This is a genomic window from Chitinophaga rhizosphaerae (assembly GCF_003958645.1).
GTDB classification, from domain to species: domain Bacteria; phylum Bacteroidota; class Bacteroidia; order Chitinophagales; family Chitinophagaceae; genus Chitinophaga; species Chitinophaga rhizosphaerae.
The window spans coordinates 153,686-174,069 of sequence record NZ_RXLO01000003.1; the positions used below are offsets into that span (position 1 = coordinate 153,686).

Genomic DNA, 20,384 nt, shown 5'->3' on the forward strand with positions numbered 1-20,384 from the left:
TGTGCGGGAGGGAAATGGATAAAGTCCGTTACCTTAGTTTTCCTGGCTAATAAAAATTTTACAATTTGTTAAAGATGGGTGAATGGAAAGCATGCGGAATTGTAGAAAACCTATGTCCGGCCTCGTTCAGTAACCATTTTTTTAACTTTCTTAACGTATTGCACATATAATGGATCTCACGAAGAAAGACCGTAATACACGCCGCAAGCCCGGCGTGGACCTGTCGACGATGGTGTATGGAAAAGTGCCCCCACAGGCCAAGGAGCTGGAAGAAGCTGTACTGGGTGCACTGATGCTGGAAAAAGGAGCCTTCGATACCGTAATTGAGATCCTGAAAGCTGAATGTTTTTACGTAGATGCCCACCAAAAGCTCTTTTCCGCCATGCAGCGCCTGGCCGGTAAATCGATGCCGGTAGACATTCTCACCGTGGTAGAAGAGCTCAAGTCCAGCGGCGACCTCGAAGCCGTTGGCGGCCCGTTCTTCGTTTCCCGCCTCACCAACATGGTGGTTTCCACCGCCAATATCGAAGCGCACGCCCGTATCGTGCTGCAGAAATTCATCCAGCGCGAGCTGATCCGCATCTCCGGCGAAATCATCTCCGAAGCGTATGAAGATACGGCCGACGTGTTCGACCTCCTCGATGCCGCGGAATCCAAACTCTTCGAAGTCACCAATAACCACCTTCGCAAGAACTACGACTCCATCGACCGTATCCTCGTGAATACGATCAAGCGTATCGAAGACCTCCGCAACAAAGGCGACGAAATCACCGGGGTCCCCTCCGGCTTCCCGTCTCTCGATAAAATCACCTACGGCTGGCAACCCTCCGATCTTATCATCCTGGCTGCCCGTCCTGCGGTAGGTAAAACCGCGTTCGCCCTCAACCTCGCGCGAAACGCCGCCCTCCACCCGAAATTCGCGAAAGGCGCGGCGGTATTCAGCCTGGAGATGTCGAGCGGACAGATCGTTCAGCGTATCCTTTCCGCCGAATCCGAAATCCGGCTGGAGAAGATCACGCGGGGCAAGCTCGAAGAGCATGAAATGCGCAAGCTGATGACCCACGGTATCGAGCGCCTCGCAAAAGCCCCGATCTTCATCGACGATACTCCCGGTCTCAACATCTTCGAGCTCCGCGCCAAATGCCGCCGCCTCGTGCACAACCACGGCGTTGGCATCATCATCATTGACTACCTGCAGCTGATGTCTGGCCCGAACGACGGCCGCAATACCAACCGTGAACAGGAAATCTCCAAAATCTCCCGCGATCTGAAAGGCCTCGCAAAGGAGCTGCACGTGCCGGTACTGGCGCTTTCCCAGCTTTCCCGCGATGTGGAGAAACGGAAAGACGGCAACAAGATGCCGCAGCTGTCCGACCTTCGTGAATCGGGTGCGATCGAGCAGGATGCGGACATGGTTATGTTCATTTACCGTCCTGAATACTACGAGATCACGACCAACGAAATGGGAGAATCCAATAAAGGCGAAACCCACGTTCGTATCGCGAAACACCGTAATGGCCAGCTCGATACCGTGAAGCTCCGCGCCATCCTGGAGTTCCAGCGTTTCGAAGACGATGGTTTCGTAGACGGCCCGCCCGCCCCCATCGGCGGCCCCGGTGGCCCTGCAGGCTTCCCCGGTAAAGGTCCTGGCGGGTTCGATGAAGCGAAAGTGTTCATCCAGAAAGGATCGAAGATGAACGATATGGATTTTGACGACGACGCATTCGGTGATGCTCCGTTCTAAACGATAGCATCGCACATAATCGAAAGCCGGTTCGTTCTGAAAAGATGGGCCGGCTTTTTTAATGGATCAACATGAAATGGATTTACGAAAAGTACAAACATCATTATAAGGATAATTTCCAGCTCGCATACCCCGTCGTGATTTCCCAGCTCGGCCATACCCTGGTGGGGCTGAGCGACAGTATCATCATGGGCCACACCGGCGAAATTTCGCTGGCGGCCGTGTCGCTCGGCGTGGGGTTCTTCAGCATTTTCATGGTGGCCGGGATCGGGATTTCGTACGGCCTTACGCCGCTCATCGCGCAGGCGAACGGGCGGGGCGAAAAGAATATCTGCGGCCGGTTGCTCGCGCATAGCCTCATCATCAATACTATCACCGGCCTGGTGATGTTCGCCGGGATATTGATCACCGCAGAAAACCTGGAACGGATGGGGCAACCGGCGGCTGTGGCGCCGGAAGCGCGTATCTTCCTCCGGTACCTCGCATTTTCCTACCTCCCACTTATGGTGTTCCTTACGTTCAAGCAATTTGCGGAAGGGCTGGGTTTTACCCGCCAGGCCATGAACATCAGTATCATCGGCAATGTCCTCAATATCGTGATCGGCGTTACGCTGGTGTACGGACTGCTCGGCGTGCCGCGCATGGGGATTTCCGGTGTGGGGATCGCTACGTTTACCGACCGCTTGCTGATGGGTATCACCATGGCGTGGTATGTACTGAAATCGCCGCGGTTCCGGGAATATCTCGGTGATTTCCATTTCCGGGACATATCGAAATCGCTGCTGCGGAAAATCGCCGGATTGGGGACGCCCGTGGCGCTGCAATATATTTTTGAAGTGAGCGCATTCAGCGGAGCGGTGGTGATGGCCGGATGGCTGGGCTCCACGCAGCAGGCGGCGCACCAGATCGCCATCAACCTCGCGTCCATGACGTATATGATGGCGAGCGGGATATCAGCGGCGGCGGGCATCCGGAGCGGCAATAACTTCGGGGCCGGCAACTTCTCCGATCTGCGGCGTTCTTCCATCGCCAGCTATCATATGGTGGCGGTGATGATGGGGATCGCGGCGCTGGTGTTCGTGCTGGGCAGCCGGTGGTTGCCGCTGATGTACATCAACGATCCGGAAGTGGTGCACATAGCTTCTGGATTGTTGCTCATCGCCGCGTTCTTCCAGCTGTTCGACGGTACGCAGGTAGTGGGGCTCGGTGTGTTGCGGGGCCTGGGCGATGTGCGGGTGCCCACGGTCATCACGATGATCGCTTACTGGGTGATCGGCCTCCCGGTCGGGTATATCCTCGGTTTTCCGCTGGGGCTCGGTGTGCAGGGGATCTGGTGGGGACTGCTGTTGGGATTGGTGGTGGCATCGGTGCTACTGTTCTTCCGGTTCCAGGACTTTACCCGCCGGCTGGAAAGGAATGCGGGAAATAGCTAATTTTGCCGGATGGAATTGCCCGTTTTTTACGCCGGAGATATGGCGCCTGGCGCAGCCGCCTATACGATGGACGAGCCTACGTCCAAATATTGCGTGACCGTTTTGCGCAAAACCAAAGGCGATAAAATCCTGCTGGCCGACGGGCGCGGCGGGAAATTCACGGCCGAGATCACCGACGATCACCGCAAAAAATGCGTATCCGCCATTATCGGATCGGAACAGGTACCTGCGCCCGCGCCGCGCCTGCGCATAGGGATCGCGTTCACCAAAAACGCATCCCGGATGGAGTGGTTCCTGGAAAAAGCGACGGAAATCGGTATGTCGGAAATCATCCCCCTCGTTACCCGGCGCACCGAAAAGGAACATCTCAAAATGGAGCGGCTGGAAAGCATCCTCGTTTCGGCGATGCTGCAATCCCGGCAATGGCATCTCCCGAAACTGCATACCCCGCAGCCTTTCGAATCGCTGATGGCGACAGCGGGCCAGCGCTTCATCGCACACTGTCTTCCCGGGGAGAAAAAATCCATTTTCCAGATCGCCCGGCCGGCGGAGGATGCGTTGCTGCTCATCGGGCCGGAAGGGGATTTTACGCCGGAGGAAGTGGCACTTTCGCTGCAAAACGGCTATCTCCCCGTAACGCTGGGAAACACCCGCCTGCGCACGGAAACCGCCGGGCTGGTGGGCTGCACGCTGCTGGCGGCGGTTAATAACGGATAGGTATACACGCAGATAAACATAGAAAAGGCTGACCCGCAGGTCAGCCTTTTCGCGTGCTATAACGGATAGATTTATGGCTTCGGTTCGAGGTCGGTCTCTTTCGGCCCGCGCAGTTCCACCGGATGTGCGGCCTGTTTTTTGCGGACGCGCATGTTCAGCAGTTCCACGAGCAGCGCCACCACCATCGAGAAATACACGTAGTTCTTCAGGTGGAAATTATGCACCAGGTCGGAGTTCCAGCCTTCCATGATGAGGATGCCGCCGATCATGATGAGGAAAGACAGCGCCAGCATTTTGAAAGTAGGATGCTTGTGGATGAACGCACTGATTTTCGGTGCGAACGTAAACATGACGAACATCGCGATGATCACCGCAACGATCATGATCTCCACGTGCTTGGCGATACCCACGGCGGTAATGATACTGTCGAACGAAAACACGATGTCGATCACGATGATCTGCCCCACCACGTTCAAGAGGGAGGTGGCGGCTTTCTGTGCGCCGTTCTTTGGCGTGGCCTCTTCTTCGCCTTCCAGTTTGTGGTGGATTTCCAGCGTGGTTTTGACGGTGAGGAAGATACCGCCGGCGAGCATGATGAGGTCGCGGAGGCTGATGTCGTTCCCGAAAATGGAGAACAGGGGCTGTGTGGCACGGATGATGTAGCCGATGCACAGCAGCAGTGCGATGCGCACGGCGATGCCGGTGAACATCCAGATGCGCCGGGCCTTGAGGCGTTTTTCCTCCGGTAGCCTGTTCATGACGATGGATACGAAAATGACGTTGTCGATGCCCAATACCACTTCCATGAGGGTAAGGGTCAGCAAACTGATGAGGGAATCAACGGTCAGGAGTTCTTGAAATGCGATCATTGGTTATGGTTGAATAGATAATCCCTGGCAGATTTTCTTCACGATGGTGGGGCCTTCGTAAATGAAACCGGTGTACACCTGTACGAGGCTGGCGCCGGCGTCGAGTTTTTCCTGCGCGTCGGCTGCGGTGAAGATGCCGCCTACGGCGATGATGGGGATGCTGCCGCCCGATTTCCGGTGGATGTAGCGGATCACTTCCGTGGCGCGCTCGCGCACGGGGCGCCCGCTCAGCCCGCCGGCTCCGATCTTCTCCAGTGTTGCGGCCGGCGTTTGGAGGCCTTCGCGGCTGATGGTGGTATTGGTGGCTACAAGCCCCGCCAGTTCCGTTTCCCGGACGATCTCGATGATATCGTCGAGCTGTTCGTTGGTAAGGTCTGGCGCTATTTTCAGCAGGATGGGCTTGGGTTGTTGTTTCTGGTTATTGAGCATTTGCAGGTGATGGAGCAGCTGTTTGAGCGGTTCTTTTTCCTGCAGGGCGCGGAGGCCGGGGGTGTTGGGGGAGCTGACGTTCACCACGAAATAATCCACTACGTCGAACAGGGCATGGAAGCATTTTTCGTAATCGCTCACGGCTTCTTCGTTGGGCGTCAGTTTGTTTTTGCCGATGTTACCGCCGACGATGATGTTAGACCTGCGTTTCTGCAGTCTTTTCGCGGCCGCGCGAACGCCTTCGTTATTGAATCCCATGCGGTTGACGAGGGCTTCATCTTCCGGGAGGCGGAACAGGCGGGGCTGGTCGTTGCCGGGTTGCGGCAGGGGCGTAACGGTGCCGATTTCCACGAACCCGAACCCGAGGTGAGACAGTTCGTCGATAAACCGGGCGTCTTTATCGAACCCGGCGGCGAGGCCTACCGGGTTGGCGAAGGTGAGGCCCCAGAGTTTGCGTTCCAGGCCCGTGTTTTTCGGGCGGCAGCATGCATCCAGCAGATTTTTGCCGAAGGGCAGTGCATTCACGACTTTCAGCCCGCGCATCACACCGTAGTGTATGCGCTCCGGGGGGAAGCCGAACAGTATTTTTTTGATAAAACCGTACATGTCGCGCAAAGATATAAAATTGCCCAGTCCGGCGCACTATTTGGTTTATGTGCCCCTGCCGCCTAATTTTGCCGCATCGATCATGTTGGACCTCGCCAAATTTGAAAAGCTCTTCCGCGAGCATCACAGCCACTGTCTTGCCTTTGCCGTGCATTACACGGGAGACCCCTGGGAGGCGGAGGAAGTGGTACAGCTCGTCTTCTCCCAGTTATGGGAAAAGCGGGAGAATATCCGTATTTCCGGATCGGAGCGGTCGTACCTTTTCACGGCCATCCGGAATATGGCCATCAGCCAGTGGCGGAAGCAACAGGTGCGGACCGAAAAGGAAGTCGCCTTCGGAAAGATGCAGGGCGATGCCGTGCACTTGTCCGTTCAGGCGCGCGAATTGGAGGGGAGGCTGGAGATGGCCCTCGGGAAACTGCCCGAACGTTGCCGTGAAGTGTTCGTCCTGAGCCGGAAAGAGCAGCTCAAATACGCCGAGATCGCCACCGTGATGAATATATCCGTTAAAACCGTCGAGAACCAAATGGGAAAGGCCCTGCGGATCCTCCATGAGGAACTGCGGGATTACCTGCACCTGTTTTTTTGATACGGGATGGGGGATGGGCGCCCCGGCGTGCGTCTTCTTTCCGTCTAGTTAATATTTACAACTGTTCATGAGCCATCTGCAACCAGACGAGGCATTATATTCTTTGCTGTGCAAATACCTGCTGGGCGAGGCGGAAGCCCCCGAGCGCGCGTGGGTAGAGGCATGGCGGAAAGACCAGCCGGCCAACGAAGCCGCGCTCGGAGCGATCCGCCAGTTGCTGGAAGCCCCCCGCCCCGGAGACCCCTCCTTCGGCATCAGTACAGATAGCAGTTGGGAACGCCTCCGCGCCAACATCACCGCCCAGCCGGCCACGCCCGCTCCCGAAACGGAAGTGGTGCCCATGCGCCGGACAAACAGGGTATGGATGGCCGCCGCCGTAGCATTGCTCGTGGTAGCGGGGATTTGGGGCGTGACGCGCTTCAGGAACGGTGAACAGTCGTTTTCCGGCGGCCAAACCGCTGATCTGCACGACGGTAGCCGCATCCAGCTCGCTGGTAACGCGAAACTGACCGTGGATGAGGATTTTGGAGAAAAGGAGCGGCGTGTCCGCGTAAAAGGCAAAGCCAGCTTCGACATCGCTCCCGCCGCCGGCAAACCCTTCATCGTGGAGGCCGGCGAAACGAGGATCCAGGTACTGGGCACGAAGTTCACCGTGGAGTGGGACACTTCCCTGTTCATCCGCGTCGAAAGCGGGAAAATACAGGTGACCGACCCCGACCTCGGTAAACCCGTGGTGATGACCGGAGGGATGACCCTCCGGCGCAACGCCGACAGCGGGGAATTCGAAGTGAAAGGCTCGCAGGGGCTGAGCTTCGAAGACGTGCCTTTCGCCCAGGTAGTGGAAGCGGCAGAAAAAGAATATCATGTCAAAATCACCGTCGCCGACCCCGCGATGCTGGAAAAACGGATCACCACCCGCTTTTCCGGAGAATCGGTGGAAGAAGTGATGGAAGCCCTGGCGTTTATGGTTTCCGCATCGGTGGAAACGCCCGCGCCGGGCACGTACCGGCTGCAGCCGCTGTAACAATTATTTGTCATAGTCAATTACTTGCAAATGAAAAAAGTCCTGCCGGGATTATTGCTGCTGGCAATACTCCCCCTGCAGGTGTTCGCATGGAACTGGCGCACCCGGATCTCGGTCTCCCTGGAAGATCAGCCCCTTTACGTGTATTGTGACCATCTGGAAAAAACTTACGGCATTCCGTTTTCCTATAGCCGCGACGTTGTCAATCTCAACCGCCGCATGACCCTCCGCGTCCGCGATATGCCCCTGCGCCAAGTGCTCGATCAGCTCTTCGCCGACAATGGCATCCAATACCGCCGCATCGGAGGGCTCCTCGTGCTGGCCGCCAGACAACCCTTCCAGCGCACCATCAGCGGGTATGTGGAAGATGCGGCCACCGGCGAAAAGCTCATCGGCGCCACCGTTTACGCCCCGCATCTCAAAGCCGGCACCGTCACCAATAATTACGGGTTCTACAGCTTCACCACACTTCGCGATACATTGTCGCTCTTCGTGTCCTACACCGGCTACAACGCCATGCAGGTGCCCGTCCGCGACCGCGACAGCAAACAACTCAATTTCAGGCTGAGCCCGTCCAACATCCTGAAGGAAGTGGAAGTCTCGGAAACTTTGCCGCGGTTACAGGACCAGACGCAGATGAGCAAGGTGAACGTCAATATGTCGCAAACGAAAACGATGCCGCGGATTTTGGGAGAAGCGGACGTTTTGCGGTCGATACAGGCCATGCCCGGCGTGAGCGGCGGGATGGAAGGAACGAGCGGCATCCACGTCAGGGGCGGAAGCCCGGACCAGAATCTCATCCTGCTCGACGGTACGCCGGTCTATAATTCGACGCACCTGTTCGGGGTGTTTTCCGTCTTCAACCCGGATGTCATTAAAAACGTGGACCTGTATAAAGGCGCGTTCCCGGCGAGGTACGGCGGTAGGCTGTCTTCCGTCGTGGATATTTCGATGAAAGACGGCGACATGTACAAACATCACGGCGAGATTTCGATCGGGCTGCTGGCGTCGCGCCTGGCGGTGGAAGGGCCGATCGTCAAAGGGAAAACTTCCTACATCCTCACCGCACGCCGTACATACGCCGATTTGCTGTTGCAGGACGCGGCCAACAAGGAACTGAAGCTGGGTGAACAGGGCGAATTCTGGGCGTATTTCTACGATGCGAACCTCAAGATCAACCACATCTTTTCCCCGAAAGACCGCCTTTACCTCAGCGCATATGGCGGGGAAGACAATCTGACGATGCATCGCAACGAAACTTTCGATTCCTTTCAGGGCGCGCCGAAAAGATATCATGAAGAGATGAAATTCCGGCTGGGATGGGGCAACCAGGCCTATGCGCTCCGCTGGAACCATATCTTCAATCCGCAGCTGTTTTCCAACGTTACGGTCAATTATTCCCAGTTCCGCTTCAATACCGATTACAGGTACAAATACATGGCGCTCGATACGCCGCGGTTGCGCGAGAACGATAACGCTTTCGGCAGGTATTATTCGAAAGTGGACAATCTCGGCGCGAAGATCGATTTCGATTACCGGCCGAACCCCAGCCATATCGTGCGTTTCGGGGCGCAGGGGACCTGGCACGTGTTCAGGCCGGGCATCACCGCGTTCAACAATGTGTCGGACGACCAGCAGCTGGCCGATACCACTTACAACGACCAGACGCACGGCGGCGTGGAGCTGTCTTTGTATTTCGAGAACGACTGGAAGATCCGCGATTCCATGCACCTCAACCTCGGCGTGCATACGTCCGCTTTTCTGGTGGAGGGAAGGGCGTACACTTCTGTTCAACCGCGCCTCGGATTCCGGTATATGCTGCCGCGGAGATGGGCGCTGAAAATGTCGTACACGGTGATGACGCAATACATCCACCTGCTGACCAACAATGCCGCCACTTTCCTGCCTACCGACCTCTGGGTGGCCGCTACAGACAAAGTGCCGCCCATGCACGCGCAGCAACTGGCGCTGGGCCTGGCGAAAACGACCAACGATAACCGGTACGAAATGTCGGTGGAAGGATATTACAAGCGGATGGAAAACGTGATCCAGTACCAGGAGCAGGACGCGGATTTCAATTCGGCGACCAAAAGCTGGGAAGACCTGGTGGTGGTGGGCCGCGGATGGAGCTACGGCACCGAAGTGCTCCTGCAGAAAAAGCAGGACCGGTTCAGGGGATGGATCGGTTACACGCTTGCCTGGAGCCGCCGCGCTTTCCCGAACATCAACCAGGGCCGGGTTTTCCCTTACAAATACGACCGGCGGCACGAGTTGGAAGTAGTACTGACGCACCAGTTGGGGAAACGATGGGAAATTTCCGCCCAATGGCAATACGCCAGCGGCCTCCCGCTCACGCTGCCCTTGGCGAGCTATGAAAACGTGACGGAGCCCTCGCCCCATTTGCCTCCGCCCGAATTCGAGCCCGGCACGCAGCCGGTGGATGTGTACCGCGATCAATATACCGTCCGCATGCACGACGTGCACCGCCTGGACCTTGGCGCCACTTTTACCAAACAGCGCAAGAACGCACGGTACATGCTCAGTTTCGGGCTGTACAACACTTACAATCGCAAGAACCCGTTTTTCTACTATTATAAACACAATCCCGAATCGCAAAAACGCGAGCTCACGATGCTGAGCATCCTGCCCGTGCTGCCCAGCGTTTCGTGGTCAGTCAGGTTTTGATATGAAAAAAGCAGCTTATCTCCTCGTCATCGCAGCGCTCGCGGCCTGCGAACAAAGTGCGGATATCCCGGTGCCGTATGAAGGCGACAGGATCGTCGTGAACAGCCTTATGCAGGAAGACAGCGTGATCTATCTCCGCCTTACCCGCTCGCAGCCCCCCGGCGCCACTACTTTCCCGGAGATAAAGAATGCCGGCATCAAACTGACTGCCGGGGATGCGCCCGTTGCGATGCAATTCCGCGAAATCAACGGAAAAGGATATTACGTATCTGCCACAACGGTGGCCGCCGGCAAACCTTACCGGATCGAAGTGACCGCCGGCGGACTGCCCGCCGTGAAAGCGGAAGACACGCTGCCCCGGCGGCCCCGGCTCCACGACCCCTTCGCCCAGGCGGGCGGCAACCGCGTGAAAGTGTACCTGGACGATCGGCCTGGCATAGACCGCTACCGGATCCGGCTGTTTGGGGCGAAAAAAGATGCAGACGGGAAATATGTGCCCGTATCTCGGAAAGAATACCGCTTCGATCCCTCGTACAACAACAATTTTACCGACCTCATCACCGAAACCTACCACGAATATTCCCTCATCCCCGATGAGCGTTTCGATGGGCGCGACATCCTGGTGGTGCTCCAGACGCGGCAGGTGCTGGTGAAAGATGAAGTGCTGCTGCTGGAGGTGACCGGCCTCACTTCCGCCAGCTGGCAGTATTTGAAGTCGCTCCAGCTCCAAAGCTCCGGCGAAGGCAATCTTTTTGTGGACCCGGCTGTCGTCTTTTCCAATGTGGACAAGGGGTACGGGATATTTGCCGGGGTTTCTTCCGGCTGGCTCGAGATACCGATCAAATAAGGCTGGAATTCCTTAAATTTGGAGAATACCAAACAAAAGGAGATAACCATGCAAGACGCATTTATCGTAGCAGGATACAGAACGGCGGTGACGAAATCGAAGAGAGGCGGGTTCAGGTTCTACCGGCCCGACGATCTGGCCGTAGACGTGATCAAGGGTTTGTTGGGTTCCGTTCCGCAGCTGGACCCGAACCGGGTAGACGATCTGATCGTGGGGAACGCGGTGCCGGAAGCCGAACAGGGCCTCCAGATCGGCCGGATGATCAGCGTGCGCGCATTGGGGATCGACGTGCCGGGCATGACCGTGAACCGGTATTGCGCGTCCGGCCTCGAAACCATCGCCATCGCCACGGCTAAGATCCGCAGCGGACAGGCAGATTGCATCATCGCCGGTGGCACCGAAAGCATGAGCCTCGTGCCCACCGCTGGCTGGAAAACCGTTCCCGCCTACAGCGTGGCCACCACCAATCCCGATTATTACCTCAGCATGGGCCTCACCGCCGAAGCGGTAGCCAAAGAATATAAAGTAAGCCGCGAAGAGCAGGACCAGTTCAGCCTGCAATCCCACCTCAAAGCCATCAACGCCATCCAGAACGGCTATTTCAAGCCCGGCATACTGCCCATTACGGTGGAAGACGTGTATGTGAACGAAAAAGGCAGGAAACAGACGAAATCCTGGGTCGTGGATACGGACGAAGGGCCGCGTGCAGACACCTCCATCGATGCGCTCGCCAAGCTCAAACCGGTATTTGCCGCCGGCGGCTCCGTAACGGCGGGCAACTCTTCCCAAACGAGCGACGGCGCAGCTTTCGTGATCGTGATGGGCGAAAAAATGGTGAAAGAACTGAACCTCCAGCCCATCGGCCGCCTCGTGGCCTGCGCATCTGCCGGCGTGCATCCCCGCATCATGGGCATCGGGCCCGTGGCCGCAGTGCCGAAAGTGCTGCGCCAGGCAGGCAAATCGCTCGGCGATATCGATCTCGTGGAACTGAACGAAGCGTTCGCTTCCCAGTCCATCGCCGTGATCCGCGAACTGGGCATGGACCCTGGCATCGTGAACATCAACGGAGGCGCCATCGCACTGGGGCACCCGCTGGGCTGCACGGGCACCAAACTGACGATCCAGTTGCTGAACGATATGCAGCGACTCAACAAAAAATATGGTATCGTAACCGCCTGCGTGGGCGGTGGACAAGGCATCGCGGGCATCATCGAGAACCTCGCGTGATCCTTTCCGTAAAGATTTTTTTAAAGCCAGCTTGTCATCAACTATCAGCCGCCGTTGTGTCACTCACTTCGGCGGCTTTTTCATTGCTTAACTTCAGCTTTTGGTAAATCGTTCACGTAAATCGCCGCCAAACATATAAAATAATACAATTGAATTAAACTTTTTACTAATTTGGATGCGGAATATGGCTGCAGTGGGTTTCCCGGCAGTCTTTCATCTCAAAATTTTGACCGCTATTTAACCGTATCCCAGATGGACCGCAGATCGTTCCTCACACTCAACTCCTCCCGCAAAGCCGCTCCAGCCAAAGCTGCCCGGACTTTTACCGGCATCGCGCCCTATTCAGGCCCCTGGGGCACCGCGCAGGTGGTGCATCTGCTGAAACGCGCCATGTTCGGCGCCGCACCGGCAGACGTCAAGCACTTCGGCGCCATGAGCCTCAACCAGGCGGTGGATGCCCTGCTCGTGCCAAACGCCTCCGTTCCCACGCCCCCCGTCAACAGCTACCAGACCGGCGGCTATGTAGACCCTACCGGCGTGGTTCCCGGAGCGCCGTGGGTAACAGCCCCCGAAGGAGATGAAGACCTCAACGATCACCGGCGGTATAGCTACAAAGCCTGGTGGATCGGCCTCATGCTCAACCAGCAACGATCCATCCACGAAAAAATGGTGCTGTTCTGGCATAACCACTTCGCCACCGAAACACAAACCATCCAGGATGCCCGCTTCATGTACGCCCACAACGTTACCCTGCGCGCACACGCCCTGGGGAACTTCAAAGCCCTCACCAAAGCGGTCACCCTCGATCCCGGTATGCTCGTTTACCTCAACGGCTATCTCAACGAAGCCGAATCGGCCGACGAAAACTATGCCCGCGAGCTCCTCGAACTCTTCACCTGCGGCAAAGGCCCCGATTCCCTTTACCAGGAAGAAGACGTTCGCGCCATCGCACATGTGCTCACAGGGTACAAGGTCGACAAAACGAACATCACCAGTTACTTCGATCCCACGAAACACGATTATCATAATAAACAGTTCTCCAGCTGGTTCTCCAACAAGGTCATCACCGGCAAAACCGGGCCCAACGGCACTACCGAGCTGGACGATCTGCTCACCATCATCTTTGCGCAGCATGAAGTGGCCAAGTTCATCTGCCGCAAACTCTACCAGTTTTTCATCTACTACGAAATCGATTCCGCCGCTGAAAACGACGTGATCTCCCCGCTGGCCGATATTTTCCGCGCCGCCAACTACGACATTCGCCCGGTGCTTTCGGCGCTCTTCAAAAGCGAACATTTTTACGATCCCGCGAATATGTCGTGCCTCATCAAAAGTCCGGTAGACTATACGGTAGGCATGTGCCGCGAGTTCGGCGTACAATTCGCACCGGCGTCCGACTACGCGAAGGCTTACGCGCAATGGCGGTCCCTCCAGGCCGCCGCCGGCAACCAGCAGCAGAATATCGGTGATCCGCCGGGTGTTTCCGGGTGGGACGCTTATTACCTCGCGCCCCAGTTCCACGAGCTGTGGATCAATACCGATACCCTGCCGAAACGGAATTTCCTCGCCGACCAGATGATCACCACCGGGTATGTATCCATGGGCCAGACGCTGCGCATCGATCCGCTCGTGTTCACGCAGCAACTGCCAGACCCTTCCAATCCCGTGCTGCTCATCAACGATGCATTGGCGATCCTGTACCGGATGGACTTGTCGGACGCCATGAAAGCCTATCTCAAAAACGATATCCTTCTCAAGGGGCAGCAACAGGATTATTACTGGACGCAGGTCTGGAATATTTACATCTCCGACCCGTCAGACGCGATGAACAAAGCACTGGTCGTAGACATGCTGAGAGCCCTTTACAAAACCATCATGAACCTGTCAGAATATCACCTGGCCTGATCACGTTGAAAACCTAATTATGAAACGCAGAGATTTCCTCCGATATACCGCCCCGGCAACTATCCTGCCCTCCTTTATCAATGGCTTTTCCATCAAGGCTTTTGCCGCGTCCCCGTTCCTGGCGGCGCTGGAGAAGACCGCGCTCGACAACGATCACGTATTGGTGATGATCCAGTTGAATGGGGGGAATGATGGATTGAACATGGTGATCCCGCTGGACCAGTACGGCAAATACAGCACCGCGCGCTCCAACATCGCCATCCCCGAAGGCAGCGTGCTGCGCCTCGCCGGACAAACCAAAACCGGCATCCATCCTTCCATGACCGGCATCCGGGATTTGTATAACGAAGGCCATGTGTCCATCATCCAGTCGGTCGGCTATCCTTCCCCGAACTTTTCCCACTTCCGCGCAACCGATATCTGGCTTACGGGCTCGGACGCGAACGTGGTGCTGGAAACCGGTTGGGGCGGGCGTTTCCTCGATACCGAATACCCCGGCTACCCCACAGGGTTCCCGAACGCAGAAATGCCCGATCCGCCCGCGATCCAGATCGGGTCGATCGTTTCCCCTTCTTTCGTGGGCTCCGGCGGCAATTTCGGAATGGCGGTAACCAGCCCCACAGACTTCTACAACCTCCTCGAAAATATCGAAGATACCGTACCCAATACCCGGGCCGGAAAGGAACTGAAATACATCCGCCAGATCCAGCGGCAAACCAACCGGTATGCAGACGTGATCAAGGCGGCGGCTTCGAAAGTGACCAACCAGCGGGCATATCCGGACAATCGCCTCGCCGCGCAGTTGAAGATCGTGGCAAGACTGGTGGCCGGCGGGTTGAAGACTCGCCTTTACATGGTAGGCATCGGCGGTTTCGATACGCACGCCAGCCAAACCAATAGCGGCGATACCACCACCGGTACCCACGCGCATTTGCTGGAAATGGTGTCTTCCTCCATCCATGCCTTCATGAAAGACCTGGAGCAGCAGAAGAAATCGCAGCGCGTAGTGGGGATGACGTTCTCAGAGTTCGGCAGAAGGATCAAATCCAACGGCAGTATGGGTACCGACCATGGTAACTCCGCGCCCATGATCGTTTTCGGCGATTACGTGAACCAGCAGATTTTAGGCAATAACCCGATCATGCCCGATGCGGCGTCTCCGGTGGATAACGTGCCCATGCAATACGATTTCCGTTCGGTATACGCCTCGCTGCTCGAACAGTGGTTCTGCGTACCGTCTTCCGAACTGAACAGGATCATGCTCAACAACTACCAGAGCCTGCCGCTCGTCAATGGGCTGGCTTGCAGCGTTGTGACGGGCATCCCTGGTGTGGGCGACGATGAAACGCTCATCACCAATTATCCCAATCCTTTCTCCACCAAAACGGTACTCAGCTACAAAACCCGTGGCGGGCATACGCTGGTCCAGGTGTTCGATACCATGGGCAGGCTGATCGCCAAGCCGGTAGACCGCCAGCACGCCGCAGGCACTTATACCCATACGTTCGACGGGGAGCAGCTTCCTTCCGGGATGTATTACGTGCGCTTCCAGAATGGTGCGGCCCAGCAGGTGCGTACCATGATGAAAGTCCGTTAACCATGCAACAATGTTGCAATTGCGGGAAAATGGCTATCTTTGGCCGGATAAACCGGGTACATTGAAACAGCGTTTGCTACAAATCAGCGTTTTTCTCCTCCTGGGCGTCTTCAGTATTTACCTGACGCCCCGGGAGTACCTGCACCATTTTTCCGGCCATGAGGATACGGTAGACGAGCCAGCCTGTAGCGACATTTACGCGCACGGGCCGGTTATCTCCACCGTTCACCAGCACTGCGACTGGTTGCACAGCGCCATGGAGTCTTTTCTCCCGGAGCATAGCGTGCACCTGGCTTCAGTGCCTTTCGTCTTCGCCGAGCTGCCATCCGCGCAGCCCGTTCCCGTGCCGGTGGCCCCGGTGCTTTATTGCTCGCTCAGGGCTCCCCCTGCCGCTTAACCCCTTCATCCCCACATCGCATTTATCACCGGCAGTATTGCTTACTGCCCCCGACGTATTGTAACCAGATGAGAAATTTGAGATTACGCGCATGGCTGTGCGGGCTCCTCGCATTCGCGTGGACCGCACCGGCGATGGCACAATGCACCATCCGCATCGGCGGATCGGTGACCGACAGCGAAACGAAGAAACCGCTGTATGGCGCCACCATCGTCGTGAAAGAAAATGGCCAGATCACGAAGAGCAACGAAAAAGGACAATTCATCATAGACGGGCTTTGCCCCGGAAATTATACCATTCACATCAGTCATATCGGTTGTTTGCCGGTAGAACTTTCCTGGCAGGTGAGCGGAGACGAGCGGCGGAACATTGCGCTGCCGCACAGCGTTACCCAGCTGCAGGAAGTCGCCGTTACCGGCCATGCCGCCAAGGAAGTGACCACCGCACCGGTGGAATCGCTCAGCGGCCGGGAGCTGGAAAAAACACGGGGCCTCACCCTCGGCGAAGCCCTCAAGCGGGTGAACGGCGTAACTGCCATGACCACCGGGCCCAACGTTTCCAAACCCGTCATCAACGGCCTGCACAGCAACCGTGTGCTCGTCCTCAACAACGGCATCCGGCAGGAAGGCCAGCAGTGGGGATCGGAACACGCGCCGGAAGTGGATCCCTTCCTCGCCAATAAGCTCGTGGTCGTGAAAGGCGCCGGCGCCCTCCGGTATGGAGGCGATGCCATCGGCGGCGTGGTGCTCGTGGAACCGCGGGAATTGCCCGTGAAGCCGGGCATGTCGGGCGAAGTGAATATGTCCGCCTTTTCCAACAACCGCCTGGGCGCGCTGAGCGCCATTCTCGAGCAACAGGTGCCCGCCGTGCCGGGGCTCAGCTGGCGCCTGCAAGGGACCCTCCGCAAAGGGGGCAACACCAGAACACCCGGCTACTGGCTCGATAACACCGGCGTGGAAGAATACAACTTCTCCGCAGCCGCAGGGTATAAAAAGAAGCAATATGGACTGGAGCTTTTCTATTCGCAGTTCAACACCAACCTCGGCGTGTTCGAAGGCGCGCACATCGGCAACCGCACCGACCTGGAACAGGCCATCAAACAGGGCCGGCCGCTATCGCAGTACACGGAAGGGTTTTCTTACAGCATCAACCGGCCTTACCAGCACGTAGCACACGAACTGTTCAAGGTAAAAGGATATGTGAACACGGGGAACGCCGGGAAACTGAACCTCGTGGTTTCGCGGCAGTTCAACGAGCGCGAAGAACTGGATTACAATTCCGCCCTTTCCGTGAACCGGATGAACCTATTCCTCACTACCTGGACGGGCGAGCTGCTCTGGGACCACAAATCCTGGAACGGCCTGCGCGGCACCATCGGCGCCAGCGGTATGTATCAGAAAAACAGCTACCAGCGCAGGCTCTTCATACCCAATTATGAAAGCCGCCAGTGGGGCGTGTTCTGGACGGAAAAATGGGAAAGTGCAGACAATAAATGGCTGTTCGAAGGCGGTGTGCGGTACGACAACAAAGAGTACTATAACATCAACGACAATACGAACGATATCGCCTATGAAACGCAGACGTACGGCAGTTTCTCCGGATCGGCCGGCGCGCAGTTCCGCATGACGGACAATTTCCACGCGTCGGTGAATTACGCGCGCGCATGGCGGCCCGCCGGTGTGAACGAGCTGTATGCATACGGGCTTCATCATGGCACGGGAACGTTCGAACTGGGGAATGCAGGGCTGAAGGCCGAAGCGGCCAACAAGTTCAACCTGGGGCTGCACTACGACCTGGGCGACAAACTGGAAGCCGATGTGAACCTGTATTACAACAAGTTTTCCAACTTTATCTTCCTGCAGCCGACAGACAGTATCGTGGTGTCGATCCGTGGATCGTTCCCGTTCATGTATTACACCAGCGCCGATGCCACCACCAAAGGGATGGACGCCCAGTTGCGCTGGCGCTTCCTTCCCAAATGGCAACTCACCACGAAAGCATCGGTGCTCCGCGCCTGGAACGACGATATCAACGACTGGCTCATCAGTATGCCGTCTGACCGTTTCGAGCATGAGATCAGTTTCTTTCCCGGCAATACCAAGCGTCTGAAAAACAACTATTTCGCCATCAGCATGCAAAACGTGACGAAGCAAACGCGGATTCCTGCCGATCCGAAAAATCCTTACGATCCGGCCGGGCAAGACCTTATCCCGCCGCCAGACGCATACAATTTGCTCAACCTGGAAGCCGGTAGCACCGTTCATTTCGGCAGGCAACCCCTGTCTGTCATCCTCGGCGCCACCAACATTCTCAACACCCGTTACCGCGACTACATGAACCTCTTCCGGTATTATGCAGACGAACCGGGTACCAACGTTTACCTTAAACTCAAACTGCCGCTCATTTTCGGCAAAAAATCCTCCTGATCATCATGAAAAGAATATTCACATCCCGCAACTGTATCGCAATTTTCGCCGCTGCCGCCGTGCTCGCATTTTCCGCCTGTAAAAAGGAGAAACAAGGTGACCATGAGCACGAAAACGAGAACGAAGAGATCACCACCGTGAAGCTCACCTTCACCAACGCCGCCACGCCGGCGGAAAAAGTGATCGCAACATGGAAAGACATGGACGGGACCGGTGGTGCCGCTCCGCAGATCACGCCCATCAACCTGAAAGCCAACACCGCTTACCTGCTGGCCACCGAACTGCTGGACGAACGCAAGAACCCGGCAGATAACGTGACGGAGGAAATCGAAGAAGAGTCTGACGAGCATCGCATCTTTCACCTGTTTTTCGTGAATGCCAACGCGCAGGTGACCGATTCGGTAACTACCGCCGCAACCGTGACGCCGCTGGATAAAGACGTGAAGAACCTTCCGGTCGGCCTCCAGGTGCATGTGGCTACCAAAGGAGGTTTCAAAGGATATTTCCGCATGGTGGTTCGCCATCAGCCTACCGGGAAAGACGGGACCTACGGCCCCGGCAGCTCCGACGCGCAGGCAGAATTCCCGATCGAAATCAAGTAAAAATAGTCGTGACAGAAAAGGAAAGGGGAACCGGCAATTGCTGGTCCCCCTTTTGATTTATGGTATGGACGGCTTAATGGTCGCCGGCTTCGAGCCCTTCCTGGTCGCCGGCTACGATGAGCTTGAACGGTTTCCCGCCCACGGGGATGCTCGCCGATGGCTGCAACGTCGCCAGATCGAGCATGCGTATCGCACCTGCGGCCTGGTCGGTAATGTAAAGTGCGCGGCGCGAAACGGCGAAATACGGTTTCTGCGCGGCGGTGGCGCCTGCGGGAATGGCAGTGGCGATCTTCCCTTCTTTCTTGAGTTGGGCGGTCACTGCGTCGAAGATTTTCAACGTACCGTCGGTGAGCAGCACGTAGAGGTTTTTGCCGTCGCTGTCGAGGAGGTATTGATGGATGTTGTTATCGTTTTTGAGGACTTCCGTGATTTGCCTGCTGGCGGGATCGATCTTGAAAAGCCCCAGCGAAACGTACCCGAAGAAATGCGGCAGCGCCTTGTTTCCCAATACAGTTCCGATCCACGCGGTACCGAAGCTGGAAGGATAGGGGATGAGGGATTGCTCGCCGGTTTGTGACACGATGAGGATGCCGTCTGTACTGCCGAACGCGGCCAGCTTGCCGTTGCCCGCATCGCCATGGATCCCTTTGGTGGCGATCTTCGTTTCATGCAGCGTTTTCCCGAACCGGTCGATGATCTTCACTTTTTCCGGCAATGTCCCGGAAACGGAACCGTCTTTTTGTGTTACCGCGATGGTGAAATCGTCGAAGATGACCATGGCGCCATGATGCGGCTGCGCAACGGGGATCACGGTGCCGCCATCGCCTTCGAGGTCGCCGTCCTTGAAGATGCTGAGCGACCCGGTGCCGTCGTTAAAGATCGCGTTCAGTCCGGCATGACCGAAGAAATGGGTGGGCCCGGCTTCGGAGAAGTTGACCGGCGACATTTCCGCTTCATGGATATGCAGATGCCCGCCGTGTTTTTCCACGCCGGTATTGAAGAATTCCACTTTCCCCGCCGCGCGGCTGATGATGGCGGCGAACTGGCCCGTGCTGGTGGCGTACAGCGATGGTTGGGCGGAAGAAACGGGATAGTTTACGGCTGTTTTCTTCAGCGGGTCGATCACTGAAATCCGTGCCTGGTCTACATCGCTGACGATCAGGCGGAGAAAGGTGGCTTCCGGTTTGGAGGGTTCGTCAGGAACGGCTGGTTTGTCGTTTTTCCGGCAGGCGGCCAGGAACAACCCGGCGAAAATAGCCGGGAGAAGGATTTTTTTCATGTAAGGCT

At 56.7% G+C, this 20,384-nt stretch carries 16 protein-coding genes; 13 read left to right on the forward strand and 3 right to left on the reverse strand.

The annotated features are described in order from the left end of the window. The first annotated feature begins 169 nt into the window (after window positions 1–169). The 3 genes from dnaB (at window position 170) to EJ361_RS07825 (ending at window position 3,894) form a co-directional block, all read left to right on the forward strand. Window positions 170–1,744: a replicative DNA helicase gene (gene dnaB, locus EJ361_RS07815; protein ID WP_126244933.1), complete on the forward strand. Its 1,575-nt coding sequence runs from the start codon at window positions 170–172 to the stop codon at window positions 1,742–1,744. A gap of 71 nt (window positions 1,745–1,815) precedes the next feature. Further along, window positions 1,816–3,177 (forward strand): MATE family efflux transporter, encoded by a 1,362-nt coding sequence (locus EJ361_RS07820; protein WP_126244934.1) that lies wholly within the window; start codon window positions 1,816–1,818, stop codon window positions 3,175–3,177. Window positions 3,178–3,186: 9 nt separating this feature from the next. Continuing rightward, complete coding sequence (locus EJ361_RS07825; protein WP_126244935.1) at window positions 3,187–3,894, forward strand: RsmE family RNA methyltransferase; 708 nt, start codon at window positions 3,187–3,189, stop codon at window positions 3,892–3,894. 71 nt (window positions 3,895–3,965) lie between these two features. On the opposite strand, the gene EJ361_RS07830 is transcribed toward EJ361_RS07825, so the two are convergent. Together EJ361_RS07830 and EJ361_RS07835 are read right to left on the reverse strand one after the other, a co-directional pair. Beyond that, entirely contained in the window at window positions 3,966–4,763 is a 798-nt protein-coding gene (locus tag EJ361_RS07830) for a TerC family protein (protein WP_126244936.1), read from the reverse strand. 3 nt (window positions 4,764–4,766) lie between these two features. Then, window positions 4,767–5,798, reverse strand: coding sequence for a quinone-dependent dihydroorotate dehydrogenase (locus tag EJ361_RS07835; RefSeq protein ID WP_126244937.1), 1,032 nt, complete (start codon window positions 5,796–5,798; stop codon window positions 4,767–4,769). Between the two features lie 82 nt (window positions 5,799–5,880). Here EJ361_RS07835 and EJ361_RS07840 point away from each other — a divergent pair, with 82 nt between their 5' ends. The 10 genes from EJ361_RS07840 (at window position 5,881) to EJ361_RS07885 (ending at window position 19,097) form a co-directional block, all read left to right on the forward strand. Continuing rightward, window positions 5,881–6,387 (forward strand): RNA polymerase sigma-70 factor, encoded by a 507-nt coding sequence (locus tag EJ361_RS07840; RefSeq protein ID WP_164714129.1) that lies wholly within the window; start codon window positions 5,881–5,883, stop codon window positions 6,385–6,387. A 67-nt stretch (window positions 6,388–6,454) separates the two neighbouring features. After that, window positions 6,455–7,411 (forward strand): FecR family protein, encoded by a 957-nt coding sequence (locus EJ361_RS07845; RefSeq protein WP_126244939.1) that lies wholly within the window; start codon window positions 6,455–6,457, stop codon window positions 7,409–7,411. Window positions 7,412–7,441: 30 nt separating this feature from the next. Continuing rightward, window positions 7,442–10,096, forward strand: a complete 2,655-nt coding sequence (locus tag EJ361_RS07850) for a TonB-dependent receptor (RefSeq protein WP_126244940.1) — start codon at window positions 7,442–7,444, stop codon at window positions 10,094–10,096. Window position 10,097: 1 nt separating this feature from the next. Next, window positions 10,098–10,943 (forward strand): DUF4249 domain-containing protein, encoded by an 846-nt coding sequence (locus tag EJ361_RS07855; RefSeq protein ID WP_126244941.1) that lies wholly within the window; start codon window positions 10,098–10,100, stop codon window positions 10,941–10,943. Window positions 10,944–10,991: 48 nt separating this feature from the next. Continuing rightward, window positions 10,992–12,170, forward strand: a complete 1,179-nt coding sequence (locus EJ361_RS07860; RefSeq protein ID WP_126244942.1) for an acetyl-CoA C-acyltransferase — start codon at window positions 10,992–10,994, stop codon at window positions 12,168–12,170. 252 nt (window positions 12,171–12,422) lie between these two features. After that, complete coding sequence (locus tag EJ361_RS07865; protein ID WP_126244943.1) at window positions 12,423–14,075, forward strand: DUF1800 domain-containing protein; 1,653 nt, start codon at window positions 12,423–12,425, stop codon at window positions 14,073–14,075. 19 nt (window positions 14,076–14,094) lie between these two features. Next, entirely contained in the window at window positions 14,095–15,672 is a 1,578-nt protein-coding gene (locus tag EJ361_RS07870; protein ID WP_126244944.1) for a DUF1501 domain-containing protein, read from the forward strand. Window positions 15,673–15,733: 61 nt separating this feature from the next. Then, window positions 15,734–16,069 carry a hypothetical protein gene (locus EJ361_RS07875; RefSeq protein ID WP_126244945.1) on the forward strand — a complete coding sequence of 112 codons (336 nt, stop codon included), beginning with the start codon at window positions 15,734–15,736 and terminating at the stop codon, window positions 16,067–16,069. Window positions 16,070–16,146: 77 nt separating this feature from the next. Beyond that, on the forward strand, window positions 16,147–18,495 hold the full coding sequence (locus EJ361_RS07880) for a TonB-dependent receptor (protein ID WP_164714130.1): 2,349 nt from the start codon (window positions 16,147–16,149) through the stop codon (window positions 18,493–18,495). A 5-nt stretch (window positions 18,496–18,500) separates the two neighbouring features. Next, on the forward strand, window positions 18,501–19,097 hold the full coding sequence (locus EJ361_RS07885) for a hypothetical protein (RefSeq protein WP_126244947.1): 597 nt from the start codon (window positions 18,501–18,503) through the stop codon (window positions 19,095–19,097). A 73-nt stretch (window positions 19,098–19,170) separates the two neighbouring features. Here the strand turns inward: EJ361_RS07885 and EJ361_RS07890 are convergent, their stop codons facing one another. Continuing rightward, on the reverse strand, window positions 19,171–20,376 hold the full coding sequence (locus EJ361_RS07890; protein WP_126244948.1) for a YncE family protein: 1,206 nt from the start codon (window positions 20,374–20,376) through the stop codon (window positions 19,171–19,173). Window positions 20,377–20,384 lie beyond the last annotated feature (8 nt).